21 protein-coding genes and 1 pseudogene are annotated in these 23,789 nt (G+C 68.2%); 20 read left to right on the plus strand and 2 right to left on the minus strand.

Annotation, left to right across the window (positions count from 1 at the left end; genetic code table 11):
- Window positions 1-155: 155 nt before the first annotated feature.
- Window positions 156-1,049, plus strand: a complete 894-nt coding sequence (locus BVC93_RS23215; protein WP_236950483.1) for a methylenetetrahydrofolate reductase — start codon at window positions 156-158, stop codon at window positions 1,047-1,049.
- Here the strand turns inward: BVC93_RS23215 and BVC93_RS23220 are convergent.
- Window positions 1,046-1,753: a DUF3153 domain-containing protein gene (locus BVC93_RS23220; RefSeq protein WP_083739511.1), complete on the minus strand. Its 708-nt coding sequence runs from the start codon at window positions 1,751-1,753 to the stop codon at window positions 1,046-1,048. The two genes, BVC93_RS23215 and BVC93_RS23220, sit on opposite strands and share 4 nt — an antisense overlap.
- A gap of 26 nt (window positions 1,754-1,779) precedes the next feature.
- Window positions 1,780-2,373: a GNAT family N-acetyltransferase gene (locus tag BVC93_RS23225; protein WP_083741272.1), complete on the minus strand. Its 594-nt coding sequence runs from the start codon at window positions 2,371-2,373 to the stop codon at window positions 1,780-1,782.
- A gap of 266 nt (window positions 2,374-2,639) precedes the next feature.
- Between BVC93_RS23225 and BVC93_RS23230 the strand changes: the two genes are divergently transcribed.
- The 19 genes and pseudogenes from BVC93_RS23230 to wag31 all read left to right on the plus strand — a co-directional run bounded on the left by BVC93_RS23230 (window position 2,640) and on the right by wag31 (window position 23,782).
- On the plus strand, window positions 2,640-3,047 hold the full coding sequence (locus tag BVC93_RS23230; RefSeq protein WP_083739512.1) for a DUF3040 domain-containing protein: 408 nt from the start codon (window positions 2,640-2,642) through the stop codon (window positions 3,045-3,047).
- Window positions 3,048-3,474: 427 nt separating this feature from the next.
- Window positions 3,475-3,906: a division/cell wall cluster transcriptional repressor MraZ gene (mraZ, locus tag BVC93_RS23235; RefSeq protein ID WP_068917540.1), complete on the plus strand. Its 432-nt coding sequence runs from the start codon at window positions 3,475-3,477 to the stop codon at window positions 3,904-3,906.
- The gene (rsmH, locus tag BVC93_RS23240) at window positions 3,881-5,104 is read left to right on the plus strand and encodes a 16S rRNA (cytosine(1402)-N(4))-methyltransferase RsmH (protein ID WP_083739513.1); all 1,224 of its coding nucleotides are present in this window, start codon (window positions 3,881-3,883) and stop codon (window positions 5,102-5,104) included. The genes mraZ and rsmH overlap by 26 nt, the downstream gene beginning before the upstream one ends.
- The gene (locus BVC93_RS23245; protein WP_083739514.1) at window positions 5,101-6,189 is read left to right on the plus strand and encodes a hypothetical protein; all 1,089 of its coding nucleotides are present in this window, start codon (window positions 5,101-5,103) and stop codon (window positions 6,187-6,189) included. Before rsmH ends, BVC93_RS23245 begins: the two co-directional genes overlap by 4 nt.
- Window positions 6,186-8,123: a peptidoglycan D,D-transpeptidase FtsI family protein gene (locus BVC93_RS23250; RefSeq protein ID WP_083739515.1), complete on the plus strand. Its 1,938-nt coding sequence runs from the start codon at window positions 6,186-6,188 to the stop codon at window positions 8,121-8,123. The genes BVC93_RS23245 and BVC93_RS23250 overlap by 4 nt, the downstream gene beginning before the upstream one ends.
- Window positions 8,124-8,172: 49 nt before the next feature.
- Entirely contained in the window at window positions 8,173-9,696 is a 1,524-nt protein-coding gene (locus BVC93_RS23255; protein WP_083739516.1) for a UDP-N-acetylmuramoyl-L-alanyl-D-glutamate--2,6-diaminopimelate ligase, read from the plus strand.
- Window positions 9,693-11,177, plus strand: a complete 1,485-nt coding sequence (locus tag BVC93_RS23260; protein ID WP_083739517.1) for a UDP-N-acetylmuramoyl-tripeptide--D-alanyl-D-alanine ligase — start codon at window positions 9,693-9,695, stop codon at window positions 11,175-11,177. Before BVC93_RS23255 ends, BVC93_RS23260 begins: the two co-directional genes overlap by 4 nt.
- Window positions 11,174-12,253, plus strand: a complete 1,080-nt coding sequence (gene mraY / locus BVC93_RS23265) for a phospho-N-acetylmuramoyl-pentapeptide-transferase (RefSeq protein WP_083739518.1) — start codon at window positions 11,174-11,176, stop codon at window positions 12,251-12,253. Before BVC93_RS23260 ends, mraY begins: the two co-directional genes overlap by 4 nt.
- On the plus strand, window positions 12,237-13,691 hold the full coding sequence (murD, locus tag BVC93_RS23270) for a UDP-N-acetylmuramoyl-L-alanine--D-glutamate ligase (RefSeq protein ID WP_236950089.1): 1,455 nt from the start codon (window positions 12,237-12,239) through the stop codon (window positions 13,689-13,691). Before mraY ends, murD begins: the two co-directional genes overlap by 17 nt.
- Before the next feature lie 6 nt (window positions 13,692-13,697).
- Complete coding sequence (gene ftsW, locus BVC93_RS23275; protein ID WP_083739519.1) at window positions 13,698-15,320, plus strand: putative lipid II flippase FtsW; 1,623 nt, start codon at window positions 13,698-13,700, stop codon at window positions 15,318-15,320.
- Window positions 15,302-16,465, plus strand: a complete 1,164-nt coding sequence (gene murG, locus BVC93_RS23280) for an undecaprenyldiphospho-muramoylpentapeptide beta-N-acetylglucosaminyltransferase (protein WP_442929103.1) — start codon at window positions 15,302-15,304, stop codon at window positions 16,463-16,465. Before ftsW ends, murG begins: the two co-directional genes overlap by 19 nt.
- Before the next feature lie 35 nt (window positions 16,466-16,500).
- Window positions 16,501-17,892, plus strand: coding sequence for a UDP-N-acetylmuramate--L-alanine ligase (gene murC / locus BVC93_RS23285; RefSeq protein WP_083741275.1), 1,392 nt, complete (start codon window positions 16,501-16,503; stop codon window positions 17,890-17,892).
- Complete coding sequence (locus BVC93_RS23290; RefSeq protein ID WP_083739520.1) at window positions 17,889-18,851, plus strand: cell division protein FtsQ/DivIB; 963 nt, start codon at window positions 17,889-17,891, stop codon at window positions 18,849-18,851. The genes murC and BVC93_RS23290 overlap by 4 nt, the downstream gene beginning before the upstream one ends.
- 196 nt (window positions 18,852-19,047) lie before the next feature.
- Entirely contained in the window at window positions 19,048-20,196 is a 1,149-nt protein-coding gene (ftsZ, locus tag BVC93_RS23295; protein WP_083739521.1) for a cell division protein FtsZ, read from the plus strand.
- Window positions 20,193-20,900, plus strand: coding sequence for a peptidoglycan editing factor PgeF (gene pgeF, locus BVC93_RS23300; protein WP_083739522.1), 708 nt, complete (start codon window positions 20,193-20,195; stop codon window positions 20,898-20,900). The genes ftsZ and pgeF overlap by 4 nt, the downstream gene beginning before the upstream one ends.
- A pseudogene (locus BVC93_RS23305) lies at window positions 20,897-21,627 on the plus strand (YggS family pyridoxal phosphate-dependent enzyme). The gene pgeF and the pseudogene BVC93_RS23305 overlap by 4 nt, the downstream one beginning before the upstream one ends.
- A 65-nt stretch (window positions 21,628-21,692) precedes the next feature.
- On the plus strand, window positions 21,693-22,346 hold the full coding sequence (locus BVC93_RS23310; protein ID WP_083739523.1) for a cell division protein SepF: 654 nt from the start codon (window positions 21,693-21,695) through the stop codon (window positions 22,344-22,346).
- 131 nt (window positions 22,347-22,477) lie between these two features.
- A complete protein-coding gene (locus BVC93_RS23315; RefSeq protein WP_083739524.1) occupies window positions 22,478-22,768 on the plus strand; it encodes a YggT family protein in 291 nt (96 codons plus the stop codon).
- A 189-nt stretch (window positions 22,769-22,957) separates the two neighbouring features.
- On the plus strand, window positions 22,958-23,782 hold the full coding sequence (gene wag31 / locus BVC93_RS23320) for a DivIVA-like cell division protein Wag31 (protein ID WP_083739525.1): 825 nt from the start codon (window positions 22,958-22,960) through the stop codon (window positions 23,780-23,782).
- The last annotated feature ends 7 nt before the right edge of the window (window positions 23,783-23,789 follow it).

The following is a 23,789-nucleotide window of genomic DNA, read 5'->3' on the forward strand; positions in this document are numbered from 1 at the left end:
AGCGCATACAAGGGTAGAGCGTCCGCCCCGCTTTCCGTGACTCAGACCACCGAGTGTGGCGGATGGAACCGTCGGTAGCAGCTGTCACCCGCACATATGCTGTCCGGGTGAACGTGAGGAACGTCGAGCGCCGGACGCTCTCGGTCGTCGACCGCATCGCCGAGGTCGGCCGGGACCGGGTGCCGTTCTCCGTGGAGTTCTACCCGCCGCGGGACGCGGCGGCCGAGGCCAGGCTCTGGCGCGCCGCGCGTACCTTCGAGCCCATGGGCCCGGCGTTTGTGTCGGTCACCTACGGCGCGGGGGGCTCCACTCGCGATCGCACCGTGCGGGTGGTCGGCCAGTTGGCCGACGCCACCACGCTGCTGCCCGTGGCCCACCTGACCGCGGTGGGGCACTCGGTGGGCGAGCTGCGCGCCATGGTCGGGGCGTACGCCGACCGGGGTATCCACAACGTGCTGGTGCTGCGCGGCGACCCGCAGGGCGGGGTGCACGACGAATGGGTCAAGCATCCGGACGGGCTCGAGTACGCGGTCGAGATGGTCGATCTGGTGCGCCGACTCGGCGACTTCCACGTTGGTGTCGCGTCGTTCCCGGAAGGTCATCCGCGCGCCGGCGGCCTCGAGCAGGACACCGCCAACCTGGTGGGCAAGCTCCGGGCCGGGGCCGAGTACTCGATCACCCAGATGTTCTTCGACGTGCAGGACTACCTGCGGTTGCGAGACCGGGTGGTGGCCGCCGACCCCGAACAGGGCGCCAAACCGCTGATTCCCGGCATCATGCCCATCACGTCGTTGCGGGTGCTGCGCCGTCAGTGTGAGCTGGCGGGGTCGCAGATCCCCGCCACGCTACTGGACCGGCTCACCGCGGCGGCGGGCTCCGGCGCCGAGGAGAACCGTGACGAGGTGCGCAAGGTCGGTATCGAACTGGCCACCGAGATGAGCGCCCGGCTGATCGCCGAGGGAGCGCCGTGCCTGCACTTCTGCACCCTCAACTTCGCCAGGGCCACCGGTGAGGTGCTGGCGAACCTCGGGATGATGGCCCGGGCCTAGTCCTGCGAGCTCTTGGCCGGGGCGCCCGGCTTGGGGGAGCGGTCCCTGGCCAGCCAGGCCAGCAGGCCCACCAGCCCGGCAACCACCAGCGATGACACGCCGAGCACCAAGGCGCCGCCGGTGAACGAGCGGGTGCTCGGGTCGGTGAAGCGGGCTTGGGCGCTCATGGTGTTGACGATGCCCGGTTTGAGCTTCCACTCCACGATGTCGGTGTCTATGCGGTTGCCGTTGGTGGAGGTGATCTCGCCGGGGAAGGACACCGTGAGTTCCACCTCGGCTTCCTGGTCGGTCAGCGACGTCAGATCCACCCGGCCTTCGAGGATCACCAGGTTGCCGGCCCGCCGGAACGACAGGTCGACCCCCGCGGCCTCGGGATTGATGTTGGCCAGTTGCGGGACCTCCGCGAAGGTCAGGTTGGAGAACACCGCCTCGGATCCGACGAAGCCGTCGTCATCGGAGTACTCGGAGATGGCGACCTTCTGCGCGAACGGCACGTTGTAGGTGAACTGCGGACCCTTGTCCTGATCGTCGGCGGGTTGTGCCGCCGCGATGATCTGTCCGGACACCAGGTCGTCGGGCGAGACGGTCAGCGTGGTGCGCACTTTGACGCAGCCGACGGCCAGCGGCGCAACCACCAGGAGCAGCACCGCGAGTGCCAGCATTCTGATCCGGCGGGTTCGTCTGGGGTTTCGCACGCAGGTCATAGTGCCAGACCCCAGGTGTGCGGGCCTCAGAGCGGGAGGGGCCGGCCCAGAATGGCGAAGGCACGTGGATCGCCGGCGAAGTGATAGCCGCGGATCACGTCGGTGAAGCCCAACCTCCGGTACAGCCGCCAGGCTCGGTTGGCTTCGCCGTTGATCTCCGGGGTGGACAGCAGGACATTGGCCTCGCCCCGCCCGTCGAGGAGCCTGCGGGCGAGTGCCTCGCCCAGGCCGCGGCCCTGCGCGGGTGGGTTGATGTGCAGCTCGGTGAGCTCGAAATAGCTGTTCATCAGCCTGCTGATTTCGGCTTGACTGCGGCCCGCCCGCCGTAGGCCCTGGACCACCTGCTGCTGCCACCACTGATCGGGGGCGCCGCAGTATCCGTATGCGACACCGAGGAGTGGTGCCGAGCTGAAGTCCTGTTCGGGGCTGTTTGCGGTGTCGTCCACGTCGACGGCCGCGACTGCCTTCCAGCCCCGCCTCCTGGTGTGTTCCAGCCACATCGAGGCGCGTTGATCTTCGGTGCCCCGCGGGTAGCGCATGGCGTCGACGTACACGCTGAGCGCGTCGCCGAGGCGGTGTCGCATCGCGTCGGGCGACAGTTCGATGAGGTATGTCGCCAAGGCCTGAAGTCCTCCGGTTGCGGTCGGGGCGGTCGGTTTTCCCGACGAACTCATTATCTTCGGTGAGGGGAGTGCATCTCACCGTTGTCGCACGTCATACAATCGAGGTGCGAACTAGGTGGTACGGCTCAGATTCACCTCGTATCATCGTTGTTAGCGGCCCGACCGATTCGGGCAACTAGTTGTACACACCGCACCACCCGACCATCTCGGGCCCCCCGCGGGTCCCTGGGTCCAGACCCCGCCATGCCGGCAAGGAGGGACGAATGCCACTCTCCGATCATGAGCAGCGCATGCTCGATCAGATCGAGAGCGCTCTCTACGCCGAGGACCCGAAGTTCGCTTCCAGTGTCCGCGGCGGTAATCTGCGCGCCCCGTCGGCCCGCCGTCGCCTCCAGGGCGCGGCCCTCTTTGTCATCGGCTTGGCGATGCTGGTGTGTGGTGTGGCCTTCAAGGCAACCATGATCGGTGGCTTCCCGATCCTCTCCGTCATCGGTTTCATCGTCATGTTCGGTGGTGTGATCTTCGCGATCACCGGCCCCCGCGGTGTGGGTAGGGACAAGTCGGCGCCGGCAGCCGGTGGTGGCGCGTCGCGGCCGAAGAAGTCCAAGGGCGGTGGTGGTTCGTTCACCAGCCGCATGGAAGATCGCTTCCGTCGTCGCTTCGACGAATGATCTGACTCTGAGCCAGCAGAACCGGCGCACCGAGGAGGTGCGCCGGTTTTTTTGTTGTGCGGGAAAGCTCTGGTCGGTTTCTGCAGCCGGGTGGTGATTTGGCCGCGAGAGCAGCCCTGGCGCAGAAACAAAGACACGCGCACAAACGCGGACCCCCACCAGCCCCCACCAGCCCCCACGCGGCGGCTTTTTGGTGCCCATGCCTTCTGAACTGGGCCTTTGGCGTGCATGGGAGTTGAGGTCGACGCCGAACCTCACCGAGGCGGACCGTATTCGACGCCGTTCAGGGGGCTCGGTGGGGCGCGACGCGCACAAAGTGGCAACAGTTGGAGAAAAGTGGGGGATTGTGGGGTATCGTGGCGAAGGTCGGAAAGAGAGGGAGCGGTAGCCGATCTCCCCGACCGGGCCCGGACGTGGAGGTGACGAGGTGTTTCTCGGTACCTACACGCCCAAACTCGATGACAAGGGGCGGTTGACACTGCCCGCCAAGTTCCGCGACGCACTGGCAGGAGGGTTGATGGTCACCAAGAGCCAAGACCACAGCCTTGCGGTCTATCCGCGCGCGGAGTTCGAGCAGGTGGCCCGCCGGGCCGCGCAGGCGTCGCGCAGCAATCCCGACGCCCGTGCGTTCCTGCGCAACCTGGCCGCGGGCACCGACGAACAACACCCCGACGCACAAGGTCGCATCACCCTGTCCGCCGACCACCGGCGCTACGCCGGCCTGTCGAAGGAATGCGTGGTGATCGGCTCCGTCGACTACCTGGAGATCTGGGACGCCCAGGCCTGGCAGGACTACCAGCAGCTTCATGAAGAGAACTTCTCCGCGGCCAGCGATGAAGCACTCAGCGACATCATCTGATTGGGAGGCCCATCCGGAATGTGAGCCGGCGCGTGTCCGTGCCTCGTGGCCTCTGTCCGAGCCGACCCTGACGTACTTCCCCAACGCCAGGTTCTCGCTCTCGGACAGGGACCCGGGGGCAGGGGCCGCCCCGCTCTGCCGGATGACGATGCGCAGAACAACAGGAAGTGGTGTCGCGGTGGCGGACGATCATCGGGAACGCGCGGTCCCGCGGGGAGCCGAGTTCGGCCACATTCCGGTGCTACTGGACCGTTGCACCGAACTGCTCACCCCCGCGCTGACGGCTCGGGCCGGCGACGGTTCGGGTGCGGTGTACGTTGATGCCACTCTCGGAGCAGGCGGGCACACCGAGCGACTCCTGTCCGATCTGCCCGGACTGCAGGCCATCGGCCTCGACCGCGATCCGAACGCGCTGCAGATCGCCGCCGACCGGTTGGCCCGTTTCGGGGACCGAGCCACCCTGGTACGCACCCGCTATGACGGCATCGCCGACGCGCTCACCGAATCCGGCCATGCGGCAGAGAATTCCGTGGACGGGGTGTTGTTCGACCTCGGTGTCTCGTCGATGCAGCTGGATCGCACCGAACGTGGATTCTCCTACTCTGCCGATGCGCCACTGGACATGCGGATGGACCCCGATCTGCCGCTGACCGCCGCCGACATCCTCAACACCTATGAGCATGGCCCGCTGGCGGCGATCCTGCGGGAGTACGGCGAGGAGAAGTTCGCCAGCAAGATCGCCAAAGAGGTGATCCGGCGCCGGGAGCGTCAACCGTTCATCAGGACAGGTGATCTGGTGGAACTGCTCTATGACGCCATTCCTGCGCCGGCGCGCCGCACCGGCGGGCATCCGGCCAAGCGTACGTTCCAGGCGCTGCGGGTGGCGGTCAACGCCGAACTCGACTCGCTGCGGGCTGCCCTGCCTGCCGCGCTGACCGCGCTGAGACCCGGCGGCCGCGTGGTGGTGATGTCGTATCAGTCACTCGAGGACCGCATTGTCAAAAGTGTCTTCGCCGCAGCGACAGCCAGCCGCACCCCGCCCGGCCTGCCTGTCGAATTACCGGGCCACGGACCGGAATTCGGGTCGTTGACCCGCGGCGCCGAACGCGCCGACGAACTCGAGATCGACCGGAATCCACGAAGCGCCGCGGTGCGGTTGCGTGCGGTGGAGCGACTGACAGGGAGGGGCGGTTCATGAACACCAAGCGCGGCGCCACGTCGAAGGACCAGGGATTCTCCGACGACGGTGTCCTCCGTAGCCCCGACCGCCGTCGCACCAAGGCGGCGAAGTCCGATCCGGGCCAGGCCAAGCGCAAGCGGCCCGCGGACCCGCCGCGTGCCCGCAAGACGAAGGCCGACAAAGCCACCCGGTCAGGCACCCGGGGTCGCGCACCCAGCCGCGAACAACGCGGTCTCGGCACCCCGCCCGGACACGCCCCGGCCACCACGCCGGTGCGCAAGCCGGCTCCTGCGAAGAACGCCAGCCAGGCCAAGGCCCGTGCCAAAGCCCGAAAGGCCAAAGCGCCCAAGGCGGTGCGTGTCCCGCTTCGCCAGCGGTTGATCACCCGCCTGGAGACCATTGACCTGCGACCCCGTGCACTGGCTGCGCGGGTGCCCTTCGTGGTGCTGGTGATAGGCGCACTCGGTATCGGGTTGGGCGCCACGTTGTGGCTGTCCACCGACGCCGCCGAGCGGTCCTACCAACTGGGCGCCGCGCAGCAGACCAATCAGGTTCTGCTGCAACAAAAAGAATCCCTCGAACGTGATGTCCTCGAAGCGCAGGCGGCGCCTGCACTGGCCGAGGCGGCCCGAGGGCTGGGCATGATCCCGTCGCGTGACACCGCGCACCTGGTGCAGGACCCGGCGGGCAACTGGATGGTGGTGGGCACACCCAAGCCCGCCGAGGGAGCACCCCCGCCGCCGCTGAACTCTCCGCTGCCCGAAGACACCCCCGCACCGCGACCGCGACCGGTGGCGGCCCCGACCGATCCCGCCAATTCCGAACGCTCGGTGCGGATCTCGCCGCAGGTAGCGCCGGCAGCCCCGATTCCCGCCGGTCCGGAGGTCCCCGTCGTGGTGCCTGCTCCCGACGCCGCCCAGCACGCGCCCGCGGGTCCGTCGGCTGAACCGCTGGCGGGTGTACCGGGAGCTGTGACAGGCCCGTTACCCGGCCCGCTCACCGGGCCGCCGCCCGGCCCCGCGGTCGAGCCGCTGCCCCCCGTCGACCCGATGGCCGTGGACCCGGCAGTGGTGCCCGTGCCGCCGCCCGGAGCACCGGCGTGACACGCGGTCAGAAGCCCACAGGCCGCCGTACACCGAAGAAGACTCCGAAAGCACCTGTTTCGCAGGGGCATTCGGCGCGTCGCCGCCGTACCCGGGCGGTTGCGGACGCCATGGACACCATCGGTGCCGGGCGTACGGCGTCGTTCGGATTCCGGCGACGTACCGGCAACATCGCCATCGGGGTGCTGATCGCGGTTGCTGCGGCACAGCTGTTCAACCTGCAGGTGCCTCAGGCCGCCGGGTTGCGGGCCGAGGCGGCCGGACAGCTCAAGGTCACCGACGTCCAGCAGGCGCTGCGCGGCGCCATCGTCGACCGCAACTTCGACAAACTCGCGTTCACCATCGAAGCCCGCGCGCTGACCTTCCAGCCGGTGCGGATCCGCGAGCAGCTCGAGGAGGCGCGGGCCAAGTCACCCGAGGCCCCCGATCCGCAGCAGCGTCTGCGTGAGATCGCCAAAGAGGTGTCGGCGCAGCTGGGTGGGCGCCCCGACATGGCGACCGTGCTGCGCAAACTGCGTAGCAACGACACGTTCGTCTACCTGGCGCGCGCCGTCGACCCCGCCGTCGCCACCGCCATCATGGCGAAATTCCCCGAGGTGGGCTCCGAGCGCCAGGACCTGCGCCAGTACCCGGGCGGTTCGCTGGCGGCCAACCTGGTCGGGGGCATCGACTGGGACGGCCACGGACTGCTGGGCCTCGAGGACGCCATGGATTCGGTGCTGGCAGGCACCGACGGATCCGTGACCTACGACCGCGGCTCCGACGGTGTGGTGATCCCGGGCAGCTACCGCAACCGCCACGAAGCGGTGGACGGCTCCACGGTGCAACTCACCATCGACGACGACATCCAGTTCTACGTGCAGCAGCAGGTGCAGCTGGCCAAGGACGCCTCCGGAGCCAAGAACGTCTCAGCCGTCGTGCTGGACGCCAAGACCTCCGAGGTACTGGCGATGGCCAACGACAACACCTTCGATCCGTCGCAGGACATCGGTCGCCAGGAGAACCGGCAGCTGGGCAACCCGGCGGTGTCGTCGCCGTTCGAACCGGGCTCGGTCAACAAGATCATCACCGCGGCCACCGCCATCGAGATGGGACTCACCAATCCCGATGAGGTGCTGCAGGTTCCGGGCTCGATCAACATGGGCGGTGTCACCGTCGGCGATGCCTGGAGCCACGGCGTGGAGCCGTACACCACCACGGGCGTGTTCGGTAAGTCGTCCAACGTGGGCACCCTGATGCTGGCGCAGCGCATCGGCCCGGAAAAGTACGCCGAGATGCTCGGCAAGTTCGGGCTGGGCCAGCGCACCGGCGTGGGGCTGCCCGGTGAGACGTCCGGTCTGGTGCCGCCGATCGATCAGTGGTCGGGCAGTTCGTTTTCCAACCTGCCCATCGGCCAAGGTCTTTCGATGAGCCTGCTGCAGATGGCCGGGATGTATCAGACCATCGCCAACGACGGGGTGCGGATCCCGCCGCGGATCATCAAGGCCACCATCGCCGCCGACGGCAGCACCACCGAAGAGCCTCGGCCCGAGGGTATCCGGGTGGTCTCCCCGCAGACCGCGCAGACCACCCGCAACATGTTCCGGGCCGTCGTGCAGCGCGATCCGATGGGAATCCAGCAGGGCACCGGCCCGCAGGCGGCCGTCGAGGGGTACCAGGTGGCGGGCAAGACCGGCACCGCCCAGCAGATCAACCCCGACTGCGGTTGCTACTACAGCGACGTCTACTGGATCACCTTCGCCGGGATGATCACTGTCGACGACCCGCGCTATGTCGTCGGCATCATGATGGATGCCCCACATCGGGCGGCGGACGGGTCGCCGGGTTCCTCGGCGGCACCGCTGTTCCACAACATCGCGTCGTGGCTGGTGCGGCGGGAGAACGTGCCGCTGTCACCGGACCCCGGCCCGCCGCTGATCCTGCGTCAGACCTGACACTGGGTAGGGTGGCACAGCCCGTTCCCGACGAACGGCGCGAACGGAGGTGATTGCTGTGTCGAGTCCGCTGCGACCCGCAGACACCGCCGGAGTTCCGCTCGTTGACCTCGCGGCTGCCGTCGGCGTGACAGCAGAGGTTCCTGACGTGGCGGTGCACGGGGTGACGTTGCGCGCCCAGGACGCCCGGCCCGGTGACCTGTTCGCCGCATTGGCAGGCACCCGCGCGCACGGCGCCCGTTACATCGCCGACGCCGTGAGCCGGGGGGCGGTCGCTGTGCTCACCGACGAGGCCGGGCTGGCCGTCGCGGGTCAGGCCGAGGTCCCGGTGCTGCTGCACCCGCATCCCCGCGAGGTCCTCGGTGCGCTGGCGGCCGACGTTTATGGCCGGCCGTCGCAGTCGCTGACGGTCATCGGTATCACCGGAACATCGGGCAAGACCACCACCACCTATCTGATCGAGGCGGGGCTGCGGGCCGCCGGCCGCACCGCCGGGTTGATCGGCACGGTGGGCATCCGCATTGCCGGCCAGGATGTGCCGAGTTCGTTGACCACACCCGAGGCACCCGCGCTGCAGGCGTTGCTGGCGTTGATGGTCCAGCGCCACGTCGACACCGCAGTGATGGAGGTGTCCAGCCATGCCCTGTCGCAGGGCCGCGTCGACGGGGTGGCGTTCGCTGTCGGCGGCTTCACCAACCTCTCCCGCGACCACCTCGACTACCACCCGACCATGGCTGACTATTTCGAAGCCAAGGCCAGACTGTTCGATCCCGACTCCGCCGTGCACGCGCGCACCGCGGTGGTCTGCGTCGACGACGACGCCGGACGCGCCATGGCAGCCCGCGCAACGTCCGCGGTGACGGTCAGCACCACAGGCGACGCCGACTGGACTGTCGCCGATGTGGTGCACCATGTCGACGGTGCCCAGGAGTTCACGGTGTGTGACCCTTCGGGTGTGCACCACCGGATCGGCCTTCGCCTGCCCGGCGGCTACAACATCGCCAACTGCCTTGTTGCGCTTGCGGTTCTGGATTCGGTTGGAGTGGCGCCCGAGCAGGCTGCACCCGGGCTGCGGGAGGCCACGGTCCCCGGCCGTCTGGAGCCCATCGACCGGGGCCAGCCGTTCCTGGCGCTGGTGGACTACGCGCACAAGCCCGGTGCGCTGCAAGCTGTGCTGCAGACGCTGCGCGCGCAGCACCCGGACGGCAGGCTGGCGGTGGTTTTCGGTGCGGGCGGCAACCGCGATGCCGGCAAGCGTGCCCCGATGGGTGAGGTGGCCGCGGCGCTGGCTGACCTGGTGGTGGTCACCGACGACAACCCGCGCGACGAGGAACCGGCCGCCATTCGCGCCGAGATCGTGGCCGGCGCCGCCGGTGGTTCCGGCCAACTGGTCGAGATCGGTGATCGCGCGGCGGCCATCGCCCATGCTGCCGCGTGGGCGCGGCCGGGGGATGTGGTGCTGATCGCGGGCAAGGGCCATGAATCCGGGCAGACGGCCGCTGGGCAAACCAGGCCTTTCGACGACCGTGACGAACTGGCCAAGGCCCTGGACGCCCTGGGGGCTGCGCAGTGATCGAACTGAGTCTGGCAGAGATTGCCGACATCACCGGCGGTCGGTTGGCCGATATCGGCGCCGAGGACGCCGCCCGCACCATGGTGACGGGCACTGTCGAGTTCGATTCGCGGGCAGTGACACCCGGTGCGCTGTTCCTGGCATTGCCGGGCGCGCGCAGCGACGGTCATGACTTCGCCGCGGGTGCGGTGGCCGCCGGCGCGGTCGGCGTGCTGGCCGCGCGCCCGGTGGGGGTGCCCGCGGTGGTGGTGACGCCGAGCCCCGGCGATGCGGGCGCCAGTGTCCTGGAACACGACACCGACGGTTCCGGTGCCGCGGTGCTCGCCGCGCTCGGCCGCCTCGCGGCCCATGTCTCACGCAAGCTCGTCGAGGGCGGGCTCACCATCGTCGGCGTCACCGGTTCCTCGGGCAAGACGTCGACCAAGGACCTGCTCGCGGCGGTGCTGGAGCCGCTGGGGCAGGTGGTGGCGCCGCCAGGGTCGTTCAACAACGAACTCGGCCACCCCTGGACCGTGCTGCGTGCCGATCACGACACCGACTACCTGATCCTGGAAATGTCGGCTCGCCACCCCGGCAACATCGCCGCGCTGGCCGCCATCGCGGTGCCGCAGATCGCCGTCGTGTTGAACGTGGGTACCGCCCACCTCGGTGAGTTCGGCTCCCGGCAGGCCATCGCCGACACCAAAGCCGAATTGCCGCAGGCAGTTCCGAGCACCGGCGTGGTGATCCTCAACTCCGACGATTCCGCCGTCGCCGCCATGGCAGCCAAGACCGCGGCACGCGTCGTACGGGTCAGCCGCAGCACAGAGGCTGATGTCTGGGCCGCTGACGTGGAGCTCGACGCCGAAGCCCGGCCCAGCTTCACCCTGCATCACGGCGACACCCAGATCCCGATCACCCTGGCCGTGCACGGCGATCACCAGGTGTCCAACGCCCTGTGCGCGGCGGCCGTGGCGCTGGAGTGCGGCGCCACCGCCGAGCAACTCGCCACCGCACTGGCCGGGGCGGGCCCGGTGTCCAAACACCGGATGGCGGTGGCCACTCGCGCCGACGGGGTGACCATCATCAACGACGCCTACAACGCCAACCCGGATTCGATGCGCGCCGGCCTGCAGGCATTGGCCTGGATGGCCCGCGGCCCCGGCGGCCAGAAACGCCGCAGCTTCGCGGTGCTCGGAGAGATGGCAGAACTGGGAGACGACGCCATTTCCGAGCACGATCGCATCGGCCGTCTGGTCGTGCGATTAGATGTCAGTCGACTCATCGTCGTGGGAACCGGGAGGTCTATGAGCGCCATGCACCACGGGGCGGTCATGGAAGGATCGTGGGGTGCCGAGTCGACGCAGGTCAGCGACGCGGGGGCGGCACTGGAGCTGCTTCGTGACGAGCTGGCCGACGGAGATGTCGTTTTGGTGAAGGCATCCAACTCCGCGGGGCTGGCGGCCTTGGCCGAAGAGCTGGTGGGGGATACCGGCCGATGAGACTGATCCTGATCACCGTCGGCATCTCGCTTGCGGTGTCGATCCTGCTGACGCCGTGGCTGATCCGGCTGTTCAGTAGGCAGGGCCTGGGCCACGAGATCCGCGAGGACGGCCCACCGAGCCACAAGACCAAGCGCGGCACCCCGTCCATGGGCGGGGTCGCGATCCTGGCCGGCATCTGGGCGGGCTATCTGGGCACCCACCTGGTGGGTGTGGCACTCAACGGCGACGGTCCGTCGGCGTCGGGCCTGCTGGTGCTCGGGCTGGCCACGTCGCTGGGGCTGGTCGGCTTCATGGACGACATGATCAAGCTGCGCCGGGCCCGCAACCTCGGCTTGAACAAGACCGCCAAGACCGTCGGGCAGATCGGCGCCGCCGTGCTGTTCGGGGTTCTGGTGCTGGGCTTCCGCAACGCCGACGGGCTGGCACCCGGCAGCACCGAGTTGTCCTACGTCCGCGAGATCGCCACCGTCACGCTGCCGCCGCTGGTGTTCATCCTGTTCGTGGTGGTGCTGGTCAGTGCCTGGTCCAATGCGGTGAATTTCACCGACGGTCTCGACGGGCTGGCGGCCGGCTCCATGGGCATGGTGTCGGCGGCGTACGTGCTGATCACCTTCTGGCAGTACCGCAACGCCTGTGCGACGTCGCCGGGACTGGGTTGTTACAACGTGCGTGACCCGCTGGATCTGGCGATCGTGGCCGCCGCGACCGCCGGGGCGTGTATCGGGTTCCTGTGGTGGAATGCCGCTCCGGCGAAGATCTTCATGGGCGACACGGGCTCGCTGGCGCTGGGCGGCATCATCGCCGGCATCTCGGTGACCAGCAAGACCGAGGTGCTGGCCGTGGTGCTCGGCGCGCTGTTCGTCGCGGAGATCGTCTCGGTGGTGGTGCAGATCCTGGCGTTCCGGACCACCGGACGGCGGGTGTTCCGGATGGCGCCGTTCCACCACCATTTCGAGTTGGTGGGGTGGGCGGAGACGACGGTGATCATCCGGTTCTGGCTGTTGACCGCCATCGCATGCGGCCTTGGTGTGGCGCTGTTCTACGGAGAGTGGCTCAGTGTCATCGGTGCCTAGCGGCGCGGTGCCATCGGTCTTCGAGCTCAGCGGTGCGCGTGTGCTGGTGGTGGGAGCCGGTGTCACCGGCAAGGCCATTCTGAAAGCTCTGACTCCGCTGGGGGCGTTGGCCGACCTCACCGACGACCGGCCGATGGCACTCGAGCCGTTCGCCTATCAAGGTGTCCGGGTGCTCGACGCGGACTCGGCGGTCACCCATATCGCCGACTACCAGCTGGTGGTCACCAGTCCCGGGCTGCCGCCCACTGCGCCGGTGCTGGCGGCCGCCGCCGTGGCAGGGGTGCCGGTGTGGGGTGACGTGGAACTCGCGTGGCGCCTCGATCAGTCCGGGCACTACGGTCCGCCGCGCACGTGGCTGGTGGTTACCGGTACCAACGGCAAGACCACCACCACCTCGATGCTGCAGGCCATGCTGACCGCGGCGGGCCGGAGCAGCCTGCTGTGCGGCAACATCGGCGATCCGGTGCTCGACGTGCTGGACCAGCCCTCGGAGTTGCTGGCCGTCGAGTTGTCCAGCTTCCAGCTGTTCTGGTCGTCGTCGCTGAGGCCGGAGGCGGGGGTGGTGCTCAACGTCGCCGAAGACCACCTCGACTGGCATGGATCGATGCGGCATTACGCCGGGGCCAAGGCTCGGGCGCTGGACGGGCGAGTAGCGGTCGTCGGCCTCGACGACTCCATCGCCGCCGACCTGCTGGGGGCGGCTGCCGCCCCGGTGAAGCAGGGTTTCCGCCTTGGTGAACCCGGCCCCGGCGAGTTCGGTGTGCGCGACGGCAGGCTGATTGGTCCCGACGGGGTGGTGTTGGCGCCGGTGGACAGCATCCAGGTCGCGGGACCGGTCGGCGTTCTCAACGCCCTGGCCGCGGCGGCGCTGGCGCGTGCGGTGCAGGTTCCGGCCGAGGCCATCGCGGCGGCGCTCGAGTCGTTTCAGGTGGGTAGGCACCGCGCCGAAGTGGTCGCGACGGTGGACGGTGTCACCTACGTCGACGATTCGAAGGCCACCAACCCGCACGCAGCCGAGGCGTCGATCCTGGCCTATCCACGGGTGGTGTGGGTGGGAGGAGGGCTGCTCAAGGGTGCCTCGGTGGATCAGACGGTGCGCAATGTCGCCGACCGGTTGGCCGGCGTGGTGGTGCTGGGGCGCGACCGTGCGGTTGTTGCCGAGGCGATATCCCGACACGCGCCCGATGTCCCCGTCGTTGAGGTTGTGACGGGAGAGGATGCTGTGGTGCAAGAGGCCAGTGAGACAGTTGTGACTCGTGTGATCAGAGCGTCGAACAAGGCGGACCTGATGACCGAGGTTGTCGCCGCTGCCCGGGACCTCGCAGCGCCGGGGGACACTGTGCTGTTGGCTCCGGCCGGCGCGTCGTTCGACCAGTTCGCCGGCTACGCCGATCGTGGGGATGCCTTCGCCGCCGCCGTACGCGCCGTCACCCGGTAGGCCCTGATGGCTGCCATGTTGACCAGGTTCCGACGCAAGCCCGAACCCGATGCGCCCGCGGCTGCCGATCCGGATGCCACCGACACCGAACCCACCCCGGTGATCGCGAAAGACTCGGTGACCGCGAAAGACCAAGCCGCCCCCGAGAACAGGACTGCGCGCGCCACCGCCGCGGCACGGTTGGCCTCGACCAGGTTCGGTAGCTGGCTGTCGCGGCCCATGACGTCATTTCACCTGATCGTCGCCATCACCGGTGTGCTGATCACCCTGGGTCTGATCATGGTGCTCTCCGCGTCGGGGGTGTACTCCTATGACTCCGACGGCTCGCCCTGGGCGGTTTTCGGCAAGCAGGTGATGTGGACCTGCGTCGGCCTGGTCGCGTTCTACGTCGCGCTGCGCATGCCGGTGAACCTGATGCGACGGCTGGCTTTCCCCGGCTTCGCCTTCACCATCGTGCTGCTGGTGCTGGTTCTGGTTCCTGGAATCGGCCAGATCGCCAACGGCTCCCGCGGCTGGTTCGTTTTCTACGGCTTCTCCATGCAGCCCTCCGAGCTGGCCAAGATCGCGTTCGCCATCTGGGGTGCCCATCTGCTGGCCACCCGGAGATTGGAACGGGCGTCGCTCAAGGAGATGCTGGTGCCACTGGTGCCCGGCGCGGTCATCGCGCTGGCGCTCATCCTGGCCCAGCCCGACCTCGGGCAGAGCGTGTCGATGGGCATCATCCTGCTGGGCCTGCTGTGGTACGCCGGTCTGCCGCTGAAGGTGTTCGTCACCTCGCTGATCTCGGTGATGAGCGCCGCGGCGGTGTTGGCCATGGTCGAGGGCTACCGGTCGGCACGCGTGCAGTCCTGGCTGGACCCCAGCGCCGACGCCCAGGGCTCCGGCTACCAGGCCCGCCAGGCCCGGTTCGCGCTGGCCAACGGTGGTGTTTTCGGCGACGGCCTCGGCCAGGGCGCGGCCAAGTGGAACTACCTGCCCAACGCCCACAACGACTTCATCTTCGCCATCATCGGCGAGGAACTGGGCTTTGTCGGCGCCTTCGGGCTGCTGCTGTTGTTCGCGTTGTTCGCCTACACCGGCACCCGGATCGCCAACCGGTCCGTCGATCCCTTCCTGCGGCTGCTCACGGCCACCGCCACGCTGTGGATCCTGTCGCAGGTGTTCATCAATGTCGGCTACGTCATCGGACTGCTCCCGGTCACCGGGCTGCAGCTCCCGCTCATCTCCGCGGGTGGAACATCAACGTCCACAACGCTTCTGATGATCGGCATCATGGCCAACGCGGCCAGGCACGAACCGGACGCGGTGGCTGCACTGCGTGCCGGCCGCGAAGACCGGATGAACCGGATCCTGCGACTGCCGCTGCCCGAGCCCTATGTGCCCACCAGGGTGGAAGCGTTGCGTGACCGCTTGCGGACTCGCCGCCCGTCGGCCCGGCCTTCTGCTCGGATGTCGGCAAAGGCGCAGCCGACCGTCAAGAAGCAGAATCCCGCCAAGAGGAAGCCGGCTGGAAACAAAGTCAGGAAACGACCCACCGGTGACCGCCAGCCCGTCCGCACAGGGCATCATGGAGGCGGCCAGCGGCGCAGTGGAAGCGGCCGCTCACGTGCATTGGAAGGTCGCCGGTAGTTGGAAGAGCAGCAGGTCGGTTGAACAATTCGATCTCGGTGGTGCTCGCCGGGGGAGGGACGGCCGGTCACGTCGAGCCCGCAATGGCGGTCGCGGACGCGTTGACGGCCCTGAACCCGGACGTGCGCATCACGGCACTGGGCACGGCCCGCGGTCTGGAGACCCGGCTGGTGCCGGAACGCGGCTACCGGCTCGAGCTGATCGAGCCGGTGCCGCTACCCCGCAAGCTCACCGGCGATTTGGTGAAGTTGCCGGCCCGGGTGCGCCGCGCGGTCCGGCAGACCCGCCAACTCCTCGATGACCTGGACGCCGATGTGATCATCGGGTTCGGCGGGTATGTCGCGCTGCCCGCCTATCTGGCCGCCCGGGGTGGCATCCGGCGTCGCCGTGTGCCCGTGGTGATCCACGAGGCCAATGCCAGCGCCGGGATCGCCAACAAGGTGGGGGCCCGCTCGGCGCGCCGGGTGCTGGCCGCGGTGCCCGACTCCGGTCTACGGCACGCCGAAATCGTCGGTGTCCCGGTTCGCCACACCATCACCGCCCTCGACCGTGCCGCGATGCGGGCCGAGGCCAGAGCGCATTTCGGTTTTGCCGACCAGACTCCGGTGCTGTTGGTGTTCGGCGGCTCACAGGGTGCGGCGTCCCTGAACCGCGCGGTGTCGGCGGCGGCGGGCGCGCTGGCCGGGCGCGGTATCGCCGTCCTGCACGCCTATGGCACCAAGAACACCCTCGATCTGCGCACTCCCGGCCCGCAGGATCCGCCCTACGTCGCGGTGCCCTATCTGAACCGGATGGACCTGGCCTATGCCGCCGCCGACCTGGCGATCTGCCGCTCAGGGGCGATGACGGTGGCCGAGGTGTCGGCGGTGGGACTGCCCGCGGTGTACGTGCCGTTGCCCATCGGCAACGGCGAGCAGCGGCTCAACGCGCTGCCGGTGGTCGACGCAGGTGGCGGGATGCTGATCGATGACGCCCAGTTGACACCCGATTTCGTGGCGGACGCGGTGGGTGATCTGCTGACCGATCCCGGGCGGTTGACGGCGATGACCATCGCCGCCGGATCGGTCGGACACCGGGACGCCGCGGTGCGGGTGGCCGAGGTTGCCATCGACGTGGCGCTGACGGGACGGGCGGCCCGCCGGTGAGCGTGCCGCTGCCCGGGGAACTGCACCGGGTGCACATGGTGGGCATCGGCGGTGCCGGGATGTCCGGTATCGCCAGGATCCTGTTGGATCGCGGTGCGTTGGTGTCGGGCTCGGACGCCAAGGAGTCGCGCGGTGTGCTGGCCCTGCGGGCGCGGGGGGCGCAGATCCGGATCGGCCATGACGCCTCGGCGCTGGACCTGCTGCCCGGCGGGCCCACCATGGTGATCAGCACGCACGCAGCGATCCCCAAGACCAACCCCGAACTGGTGGAGGCCCAGCGCCGCGGTATCCCCGTGGTGATGCGGCCGGTGGTGCTGGCCAAACTGATGGCCGGGCACACCACGCTGCTGGTGACGGGCACCCACGGGAAGACCAGCACCACCTCGATGCTCACGGTGGCGTTGCAGCACTGCGGGTTTGACCCGTCGTTCGCCGTCGGCGGTGAGTTGGGCGAGTCCGGGACCAATGCCCATCACGGCAGCGGTAGCTGTTTTGTCGCCGAGGCCGACGAGAGTGACGCCTCGTTGCTCGAGTACACCCCGAACGTCGCGATCGTCACCAATATCGAGGCCGACCATCTGGATTTTTTCGGCACGGTCGAGGCCTACTGCGCAGTGTTCGATCAGTTCGTCGAGCGCATCGCACCCGGCGGTGCGCTGGTGGTCTGCACCGACGACCCGGGTGCTGAGAAGCTGGCCACTGGTGCCGCGGCACAGGGGATCCGGGTTCTGGCCTACGGCAGCCAACCGGGCGCGCTGCCGCTGGAAGCTCAGCTGCTGAGCTGGCAGCAGCAGGGCACCGGCGCGGTCGCCGAGATCAAGCTGGCAGGGGAGTCGCAGCCCCGCGCCATGCGGCTGGCGGTGCCGGGCAGGCACATGGCGCTCAACGCCCTGGCGGCGCTGCTGGCCGCTCGCGACGTCGGCGCGCCGGTCGAGTCGGTGTTGGACGGGCTGGCCGGCTTCGAAGGCGTGCGACGCCGCTTCGAACTGGTGGGCACCGCCGCCGGTGTCCGGGTGTTCGACGACTACGCCCACCATCCCACCGAGGTGCGCGCGGTGCTGTCGGCGCTGCAGATGCTCACGGAGCAGGCGGGCGGCGGCCGTGTCATCGGCGTTTTCCAGCCCCATTTGTATTCCCGCACAAAGACTTTCGCCAAGGACTTTGGGTCAGCACTCGACGGTGCTGACCGCGCTTTCGTGCTGGACGTCTACGCTGCCCGCGAGCAGCCGCTGCCCGGCGTCAGTGGTGCCACCGTGGCCGAGCACGTCAGCGTCCCGGTGACCTACGTGCCGGATTTCTCGGCGGTGGCCGCGGCTGTGGTGGAGGTGGCCCGCCCGGGTGACGTCGTCGTGACAATGGGGGCGGGTGACGTCACCATGCTGGGCCCCGAGATCATCGCCGAGCTACAGGCCAGGGCGTCGCAGTGACCGGGCCGCAGGATCGCGACGTCCCGCAGGCGGCATCGGACGCCGGGGCGCAGGAGCAGGAAGAGCCGGTGACACCACCGTCAGAGCTCTCCGACAGCTCGTCGGTGGCCACCTCGACGCACACCGCCGAAGAGCCGGGTGATCTCGAGGGCCCGCGTCGGCGCGAGCGTCGGGAACGGGCCGAACGTCGCGAAGCCGAGAACAGGGCCAAGGCCATCGAGGAGGCTCGGCGGGACGCCAAGCGCAAGGCGCAGGGTGCACCCTCGGTGGACATCCGCCCGCCGCGGCGTGGCACGGTGCGCGGTCTGAAGGTGGTGCTGTGGACGATCGGCCTGGTGGTGCTGGCGACCGGGCTGGGGCTGGCCCTGTACGTCACCCCGCTGATGTCGGCACGCGACATCGTGGTGGTGGGCGCTCAGGAGATCACCCGTGACGAGGTGATCGCCACTTCGCAGGTCACAGAGGGCACCCCGCTGCTGCAGATCAACACCGACGTGGTGGCCCAGCGCGTGGCCGCGATCCGGCGTGTCGCCAGTGCCAGGGTGCAGCGCGAGTATCCGTCGACGCTGCGCATCACCATCGTGGAGCGAATCCCCATCGCGGTGAAGGACTTTCCCGACGGTCCGCACCTCTATGACCGCGACGGCGTGGACTTCGCCACCGGGCCCGCGCCGCTGAACCTGCCGTACCTGGATGTGGAGAACCCCGCTCCCAGCGACCTGCCCACGCAGGCGGCGCTGGCGGTCCTGACGGCGTTGCGACCCGAGGTGGCCGGACAGGTGGGACGGGTGGCCGCACCGTCGGTGGCGTCGATCACGCTGACCCTGACCGACGGGCGGGTGGTGGTGTGGGGAACCGAGGATCGCACGCAGGAGAAAGCTGACAAGCTGGCGGCGCTGCTGACCCAGCCCGGCCAGACCTACGACGTGTCGAGCCCTGATCTGCCCACCGTCAAGTAACCCAGAAATCCCGCGTGTTGTCGGCGCGCCTGCACGGTTCACCGAGGGCTGCGCCCTACCGTTCTGGTTGCGCGGATTTACTTGACATAACTCTAACCCTATGGTTGAGGTTGAGGGTTTAGGGACACACCGGTCGCATCCGGACTCAGGAACTATCCGCTGACTTACGTAACCCATCCAGGGAGGAAGACGACCGATGACCCCCCCGCACAACTACCTCGCCGTCATCAAGGTGGTCGGCATCGGCGGCGGCGGCGTCAATGCCGTCAACCGCATGATCGAACAGGGCCTCAAAGGTGTCGAGTTCATCGCCATCAACACCGATGCCCAGGCATTGCTGATGAGTGATGCCGACGTCAAGCTCGACGTCGGGCGTGATTCGACCCGTGGTCTCGGTGCGGGCGCCGATCCCGAGGTGGGCCGCAAAGCCGCCGAAGACGCCAAGGACGAGATCGAGGAGCTGCTGCGCGGCGCCGACATGGTGTTCGTCACCGCGGGTGAGGGTGGCGGCACCGGAACCGGTGGTGCGCCCGTGGTGGCCACCATCGCGCGCAAGCTCGGCGCCCTGACCGTCGGCGTGGTGACGCGGCCGTTCTCCTTCGAGGGCAAGCGCCGCAGCAACCAGGCCGAAGCCGGCATCAATGCCCTGCGTGAGAGCTGCGACACGCTGATCGTCATCCCCAACGACCGGCTGCTGCAGATGGGTGACGCCGCGGTCTCGTTGATGGACGCGTTCCGCAGCGCCGACGAGGTACTGCTCAACGGCGTGCAGGGCATCACCGACCTGATCACCACTCCCGGTCTGATCAACGTCGACTTCGCCGACGTCAAGGGCGTGATGAGCGGAGCGGGCACCGCGCTGATGGGCATCGGCGCCGCCCGCGGCGACGGCCGTGCGCTCAAGGCCGCGGAGATCGCCATCAACTCGCCGCTGCTCGAGGCCAGCATGGAGGGCGCCCAGGGCGTGCTGCTGTCGGTGGCCGGCGGCAGTGACCTGGGTCTGTTCGAGATCAACGAGGCCGCCTCGCTGGTCCAGGATTCGGCGCATCCCGACGCCAACATCATCTTCGGCACCGTCATCGACGACTCCCTCGGCGACGAGGTGCGGGTGACGGTGATCGCCGCCGGGTTCGAGACCGGTTCCGCCAGCCGCAAGCCGGCGGTCGGTGCGCCCGGAACCAGTCAGCAGCAGGTTGCGCAGGGCCGGGCGGGCAAGGTGTCGTCCTCGCTGTTCGAGCCGGCCGACGCGGCCAGTGTCCCGCTGCACACCAACGGTGCAACGGTCCGGGTGGGTGGGCCCGACGATGACGACGACGTTGACGTGCCGCCCTTCATGCGTCACTGAGCGTGAAGATCCGCCGCGTCTTCACCACGCGGGCCGGCGGCGTCTCGGCCCCGCCGTACGACTCGTTCAATCTGGGTGATCATGTCGGCGACGACCCGAAGGCCGTCGCCGACAACCGCGCACGACTGGCGAAGGGGATCGGGCTGGCACCCGATCGCCTGATCTGGATGAACCAAATCCACAGTGCGCATGTGGTGCGGGTCGATGAGCCCCGGGATTCCGCGGTGGACGCCACCGATGCACTGGTGACGACCACGCCTGGGCTGGCCCTGGTGGTGGTCACCGCCGACTGCGTGCCCGTTCTTCTCGGTGATGCCCGTGCCGGTGTGGTCGCCGCGGCGCACGCGGGTCGTGTCGGAGCCCAGAACGGCGTGGTTGTCCGTACCGTCGAGGCCATGGTCGAGGCCGGAGCTCACGTCGACGACATCTCGGTACTGCTCGGGCCCGCCGTCAGCGGAGTGAACTACGAAGTGCCCGAGGCCATGGCGGCCGAGGTCGAGGCCGCTCTGCCGGGCAGTCGTACGGTGACTTCCCGGCGCACACCGGGGCTGGATTTGCGGGCCGGAATCGACCGTCAACTGCGAGGTTTGGGTATCACCGCAATCTCGGTCGACCCCCGATGCACCGTCGCCGACCCCACTTTGTTCAGCCATCGCCGGGGTGCGCCCACCGGTAGGCTCGCCTCGGTGGTGTGGATGGAATGAGTCGCCAGGACGAATTGGCCGCAGCGCTGGCAAATCTGAATTCGCGCCTTGCCCTGGCCGTCGAGAAGGCGGGCCGCAAACTCGACGAGGTCGAACTGCTGCCGGTCACCAAATTCTTTCCCGCCTCCGATATTGCCATTCTGGCCGACTTGGGCTGCCGGGCGTTCGGAGAGTCCCGGGACCAGGAGGCGGCCGGCAAGGTCGCCGAGTTGACCGGGCGGATTCCGTCAGATGTGCGCTGGCACATGATCGGTCAGATCCAGAGCAACAAAGCGCGACACATCGCCTCCTGGGCGCACGTGGTGCACTCGGTGAGTTCGGAAAAGGTGATCAACGCGCTGGGGCGGGGTGCGCAAGCGGCCCTCGACGACGGTGCCCGCGCGGAGGCGTTGCAGATCTATCTGCAGCTGAGCCTGGACGGCGACGAGTCCCGCGGCGGTGTCGATATCGATGACGCGGGTCGAATCGACGGTCTGTGCGAGACCGTGAACGCCACGGCCGGACTGGAATTCGTGGGTTTCATGGCCATCCCGCCGCTGGGCGCCGACCCCGATGAGGCGTTCGGACGGTTAGCGGGGAGCGGGACCGGGTACAGGCCTTCTATCAGGGCCGCCTCGGTCTGTCCGCCGGTATGTCCGGTGACCTGGAGGTGGCCGTCAAACATGGTTCGACATGTGTGCGTGTCGGAACCGCGCTTCTGGGATCTCGACCGCTAACGTCACCGTGAGTAGTCACTCCAGTCACATCTTTATCACGCACCACACAGTCAGAGCATCGGAGAAGGGTCCAGCGATGAGCACACTGCATAAGGTCAAGGCCTACTTCGGAATGGCTCCGCTGGAGGATTACGACGACGAGTACTACGAGGACGACGACCGCGGCGCCGCACGCGGATATCCGCGCCGCACAGAGCGTTTCGGTGCCGAAGACGGTCCCGCGGGCTATGACCGCTACGGTGACCCGCGCGACCGCGAGTACGACGACCTGCGTGACGCCCGCGAGCCCGAGTACGCACCCTCCTACCGCGGCGCCTACGCCGAGGAGCCCCGCTTCCGTCCGCGCGAATTCGAGCGGCCCGCACCCCGGCTGGGTGGCATGCGTGGCGCGAGCACCCGCGGCGCCCTGGCGATGGACCCACGCCGGATGGCCGAAATCTTCGAAGCAGGTAGCCCGTTGTCCAAGATCACCACGCTGCGTCCCAAGGACTACAGCGAGGCCCGCACCATCGGTGAACGGTTCCGTGACGGCAACCCGGTGATCATGGACCTGGTGTCCATGGACAACGCCGATGCCAAGCGTCTGGTCGATTTCGCCGCCGGTCTGGCCTTCGCGCTGCGGGGTTCGTTCGACAAGGTGGCCACCAAGGTGTTCCTGCTGTCGCCTGCCGACGTCGAGGTCACTCCCGAAGAGCGTCGCCGGATGGCTGAAGCGGGCTTCTACAACTGATCCGTTTGTTGGCCCGGGCGGCCCACGCGCCGCTCGATCGGTAGGCTTGCGGGGTCGTTCTACGCCGACGTCGCCGTCTCATGAGGTGGTGTCGGCAACATCACACCCCTCATCAGTAAGGTCGGCTCTCGTTGGCGCTCTTTTTCGAAATCCTGGGCTTCGCGCTGTTCGTCTTCTGGTTGCTGCTCATCGCTCGGGTCGTCGTCGAGTTCATCCGCTCGTTCAGCAGGGACTGGCACCCACGTGGCTTCACCGTGGTGGTGCTCGAGATCATCATGACGGTCACCGATCCACCGGTGAAGCTGCTGCGCAGGCTCATTCCGCAGCTCACCATCGGTGCGGTGCGTTTTGATCTCTCGATCATGGTGCTGCTGCTTCTGGCCTTCATCGGCATGCAGCTGGCCTTCGGCGCTGCGGTCTGAGCACGCTCATTTCTCTCGCGTGTCACCAGCGTTCAACCAAACTTGAAATTCGTTCTTAATTATTGAGCTGGTCCGCAACCGGCGAGTCGGGTGTGACAGGATGGACGCCAGTTACAGTCCGGCTATTAGCTTGGTCTATCGTTCTAACACCGAGATCGGATCGACCGTCCAGACCTGAGGGGGCAGAACATGCCGCTTACACCAGCCGACGTGCACAATGTTGCGTTCAGTAAGCCGCCGATCGGCAAGCGTGGCTACAACGAAGACGAGGTCGATGCCTTCCTCGATCTGGTGGAGAACGAGCTGACACGGCTCATCGAGGAGAACGCCGACCTGCGTCAGCGGGTCAGCGAGCTCGACCAGGAGCTGGCCTCGGCCCGCGCCGGGGGAGGCGTGTCGGCCACGCAGGCCATCCCGCTGTACCAGCCCGAGCAGGAGCCCGAAGCAGCCCCGGCTCCGCAGCCGGCCTACGAGGCTCCGCCCGCGCCCGCTCCGGTGGCCGCAGCGCCGCAGGGCGAAGAGGCCCACCTCAAGGCCGCTCGTGTGCTGGCCCTGGCGCAGGACACCGCGGACCGGCTCACCGGCACCGCCAAGGCCGAGGCGGACAAACTGCTCGCCGACGCCCGCGCCAACGCCGACGCCATGGTCAGCGAGGCCAAGCGCACCGCTGAGTCCACGGTCACCGAGGCGCGCAACCGCGCCGACGCCATGCTGTCGGACGCGCAGAACCGCTCCGAGACCCAGCTGCGTCAGGCGCAGGAGAAGGCCGATGCACTGCAGGCCGACGCCGAGCGCAAGCACTCCGAGATCATGGGCACCATCAACCAGCAGCGCACAGTGCTGGAAGGTCGCCTCGAGCAACTGCGCACCTTCGAGCGCGAGTACCGCACACGGCTCAAGACCTACCTGGAGTCCCAGCTGGAAGAGCTGGGCCAGCGCGGCTCGGCGGCCCCGGTGGATTCCAGCGCGGGCAATGACGGTGGCTTCAACCAGTTCAACCGGGGCAACAACTAACCGGGCG

Source organism: Mycobacterium sp. MS1601, assembly GCF_001984215.1.
Lineage (GTDB): Bacteria > Actinomycetota > Actinomycetes > Mycobacteriales > Mycobacteriaceae > Mycobacterium.

Bases quoted from the DNA above. Each gene is read 5' to 3' on its own strand.
- murC (WP_083741275.1), top strand. From the start codon at position 16,501: ATGGTGGGCATCGGCGGTGCCGGGATGTCCGGTATCGCCAGGATCCTG.
- BVC93_RS23245 (WP_083739514.1), top strand. From the start codon at position 5,101: ATGAACACCAAGCGCGGCGCCACGTCGAAGGACCAGGGATTCTCCGAC.
- BVC93_RS23230 (WP_083739512.1), top strand. From the start codon at position 2,640: ATGCCACTCTCCGATCATGAGCAGCGCATGCTCGATCAGATCGAGAGC.
- rsmH (WP_083739513.1), top strand. From the start codon at position 3,881: ATGAAGCACTCAGCGACATCATCTGATTGGGAGGCCCATCCGGAATGT.
- mraY (WP_083739518.1), top strand. From the start codon at position 11,174: ATGAGACTGATCCTGATCACCGTCGGCATCTCGCTTGCGGTGTCGATC.
- BVC93_RS23220 (WP_083739511.1), bottom strand. From the start codon at position 1,753: ATGACCTGCGTGCGAAACCCCAGACGAACCCGCCGGATCAGAATGCTG.
- BVC93_RS23310 (WP_083739523.1), top strand. From the start codon at position 21,693: ATGAGCACACTGCATAAGGTCAAGGCCTACTTCGGAATGGCTCCGCTG.
- wag31 (WP_083739525.1), top strand. From the start codon at position 22,958: ATGCCGCTTACACCAGCCGACGTGCACAATGTTGCGTTCAGTAAGCCG.
- ftsZ (WP_083739521.1), top strand. From the start codon at position 19,048: ATGACCCCCCCGCACAACTACCTCGCCGTCATCAAGGTGGTCGGCATC.
- ftsW (WP_083739519.1), top strand. From the start codon at position 13,698: ATGGCTGCCATGTTGACCAGGTTCCGACGCAAGCCCGAACCCGATGCG.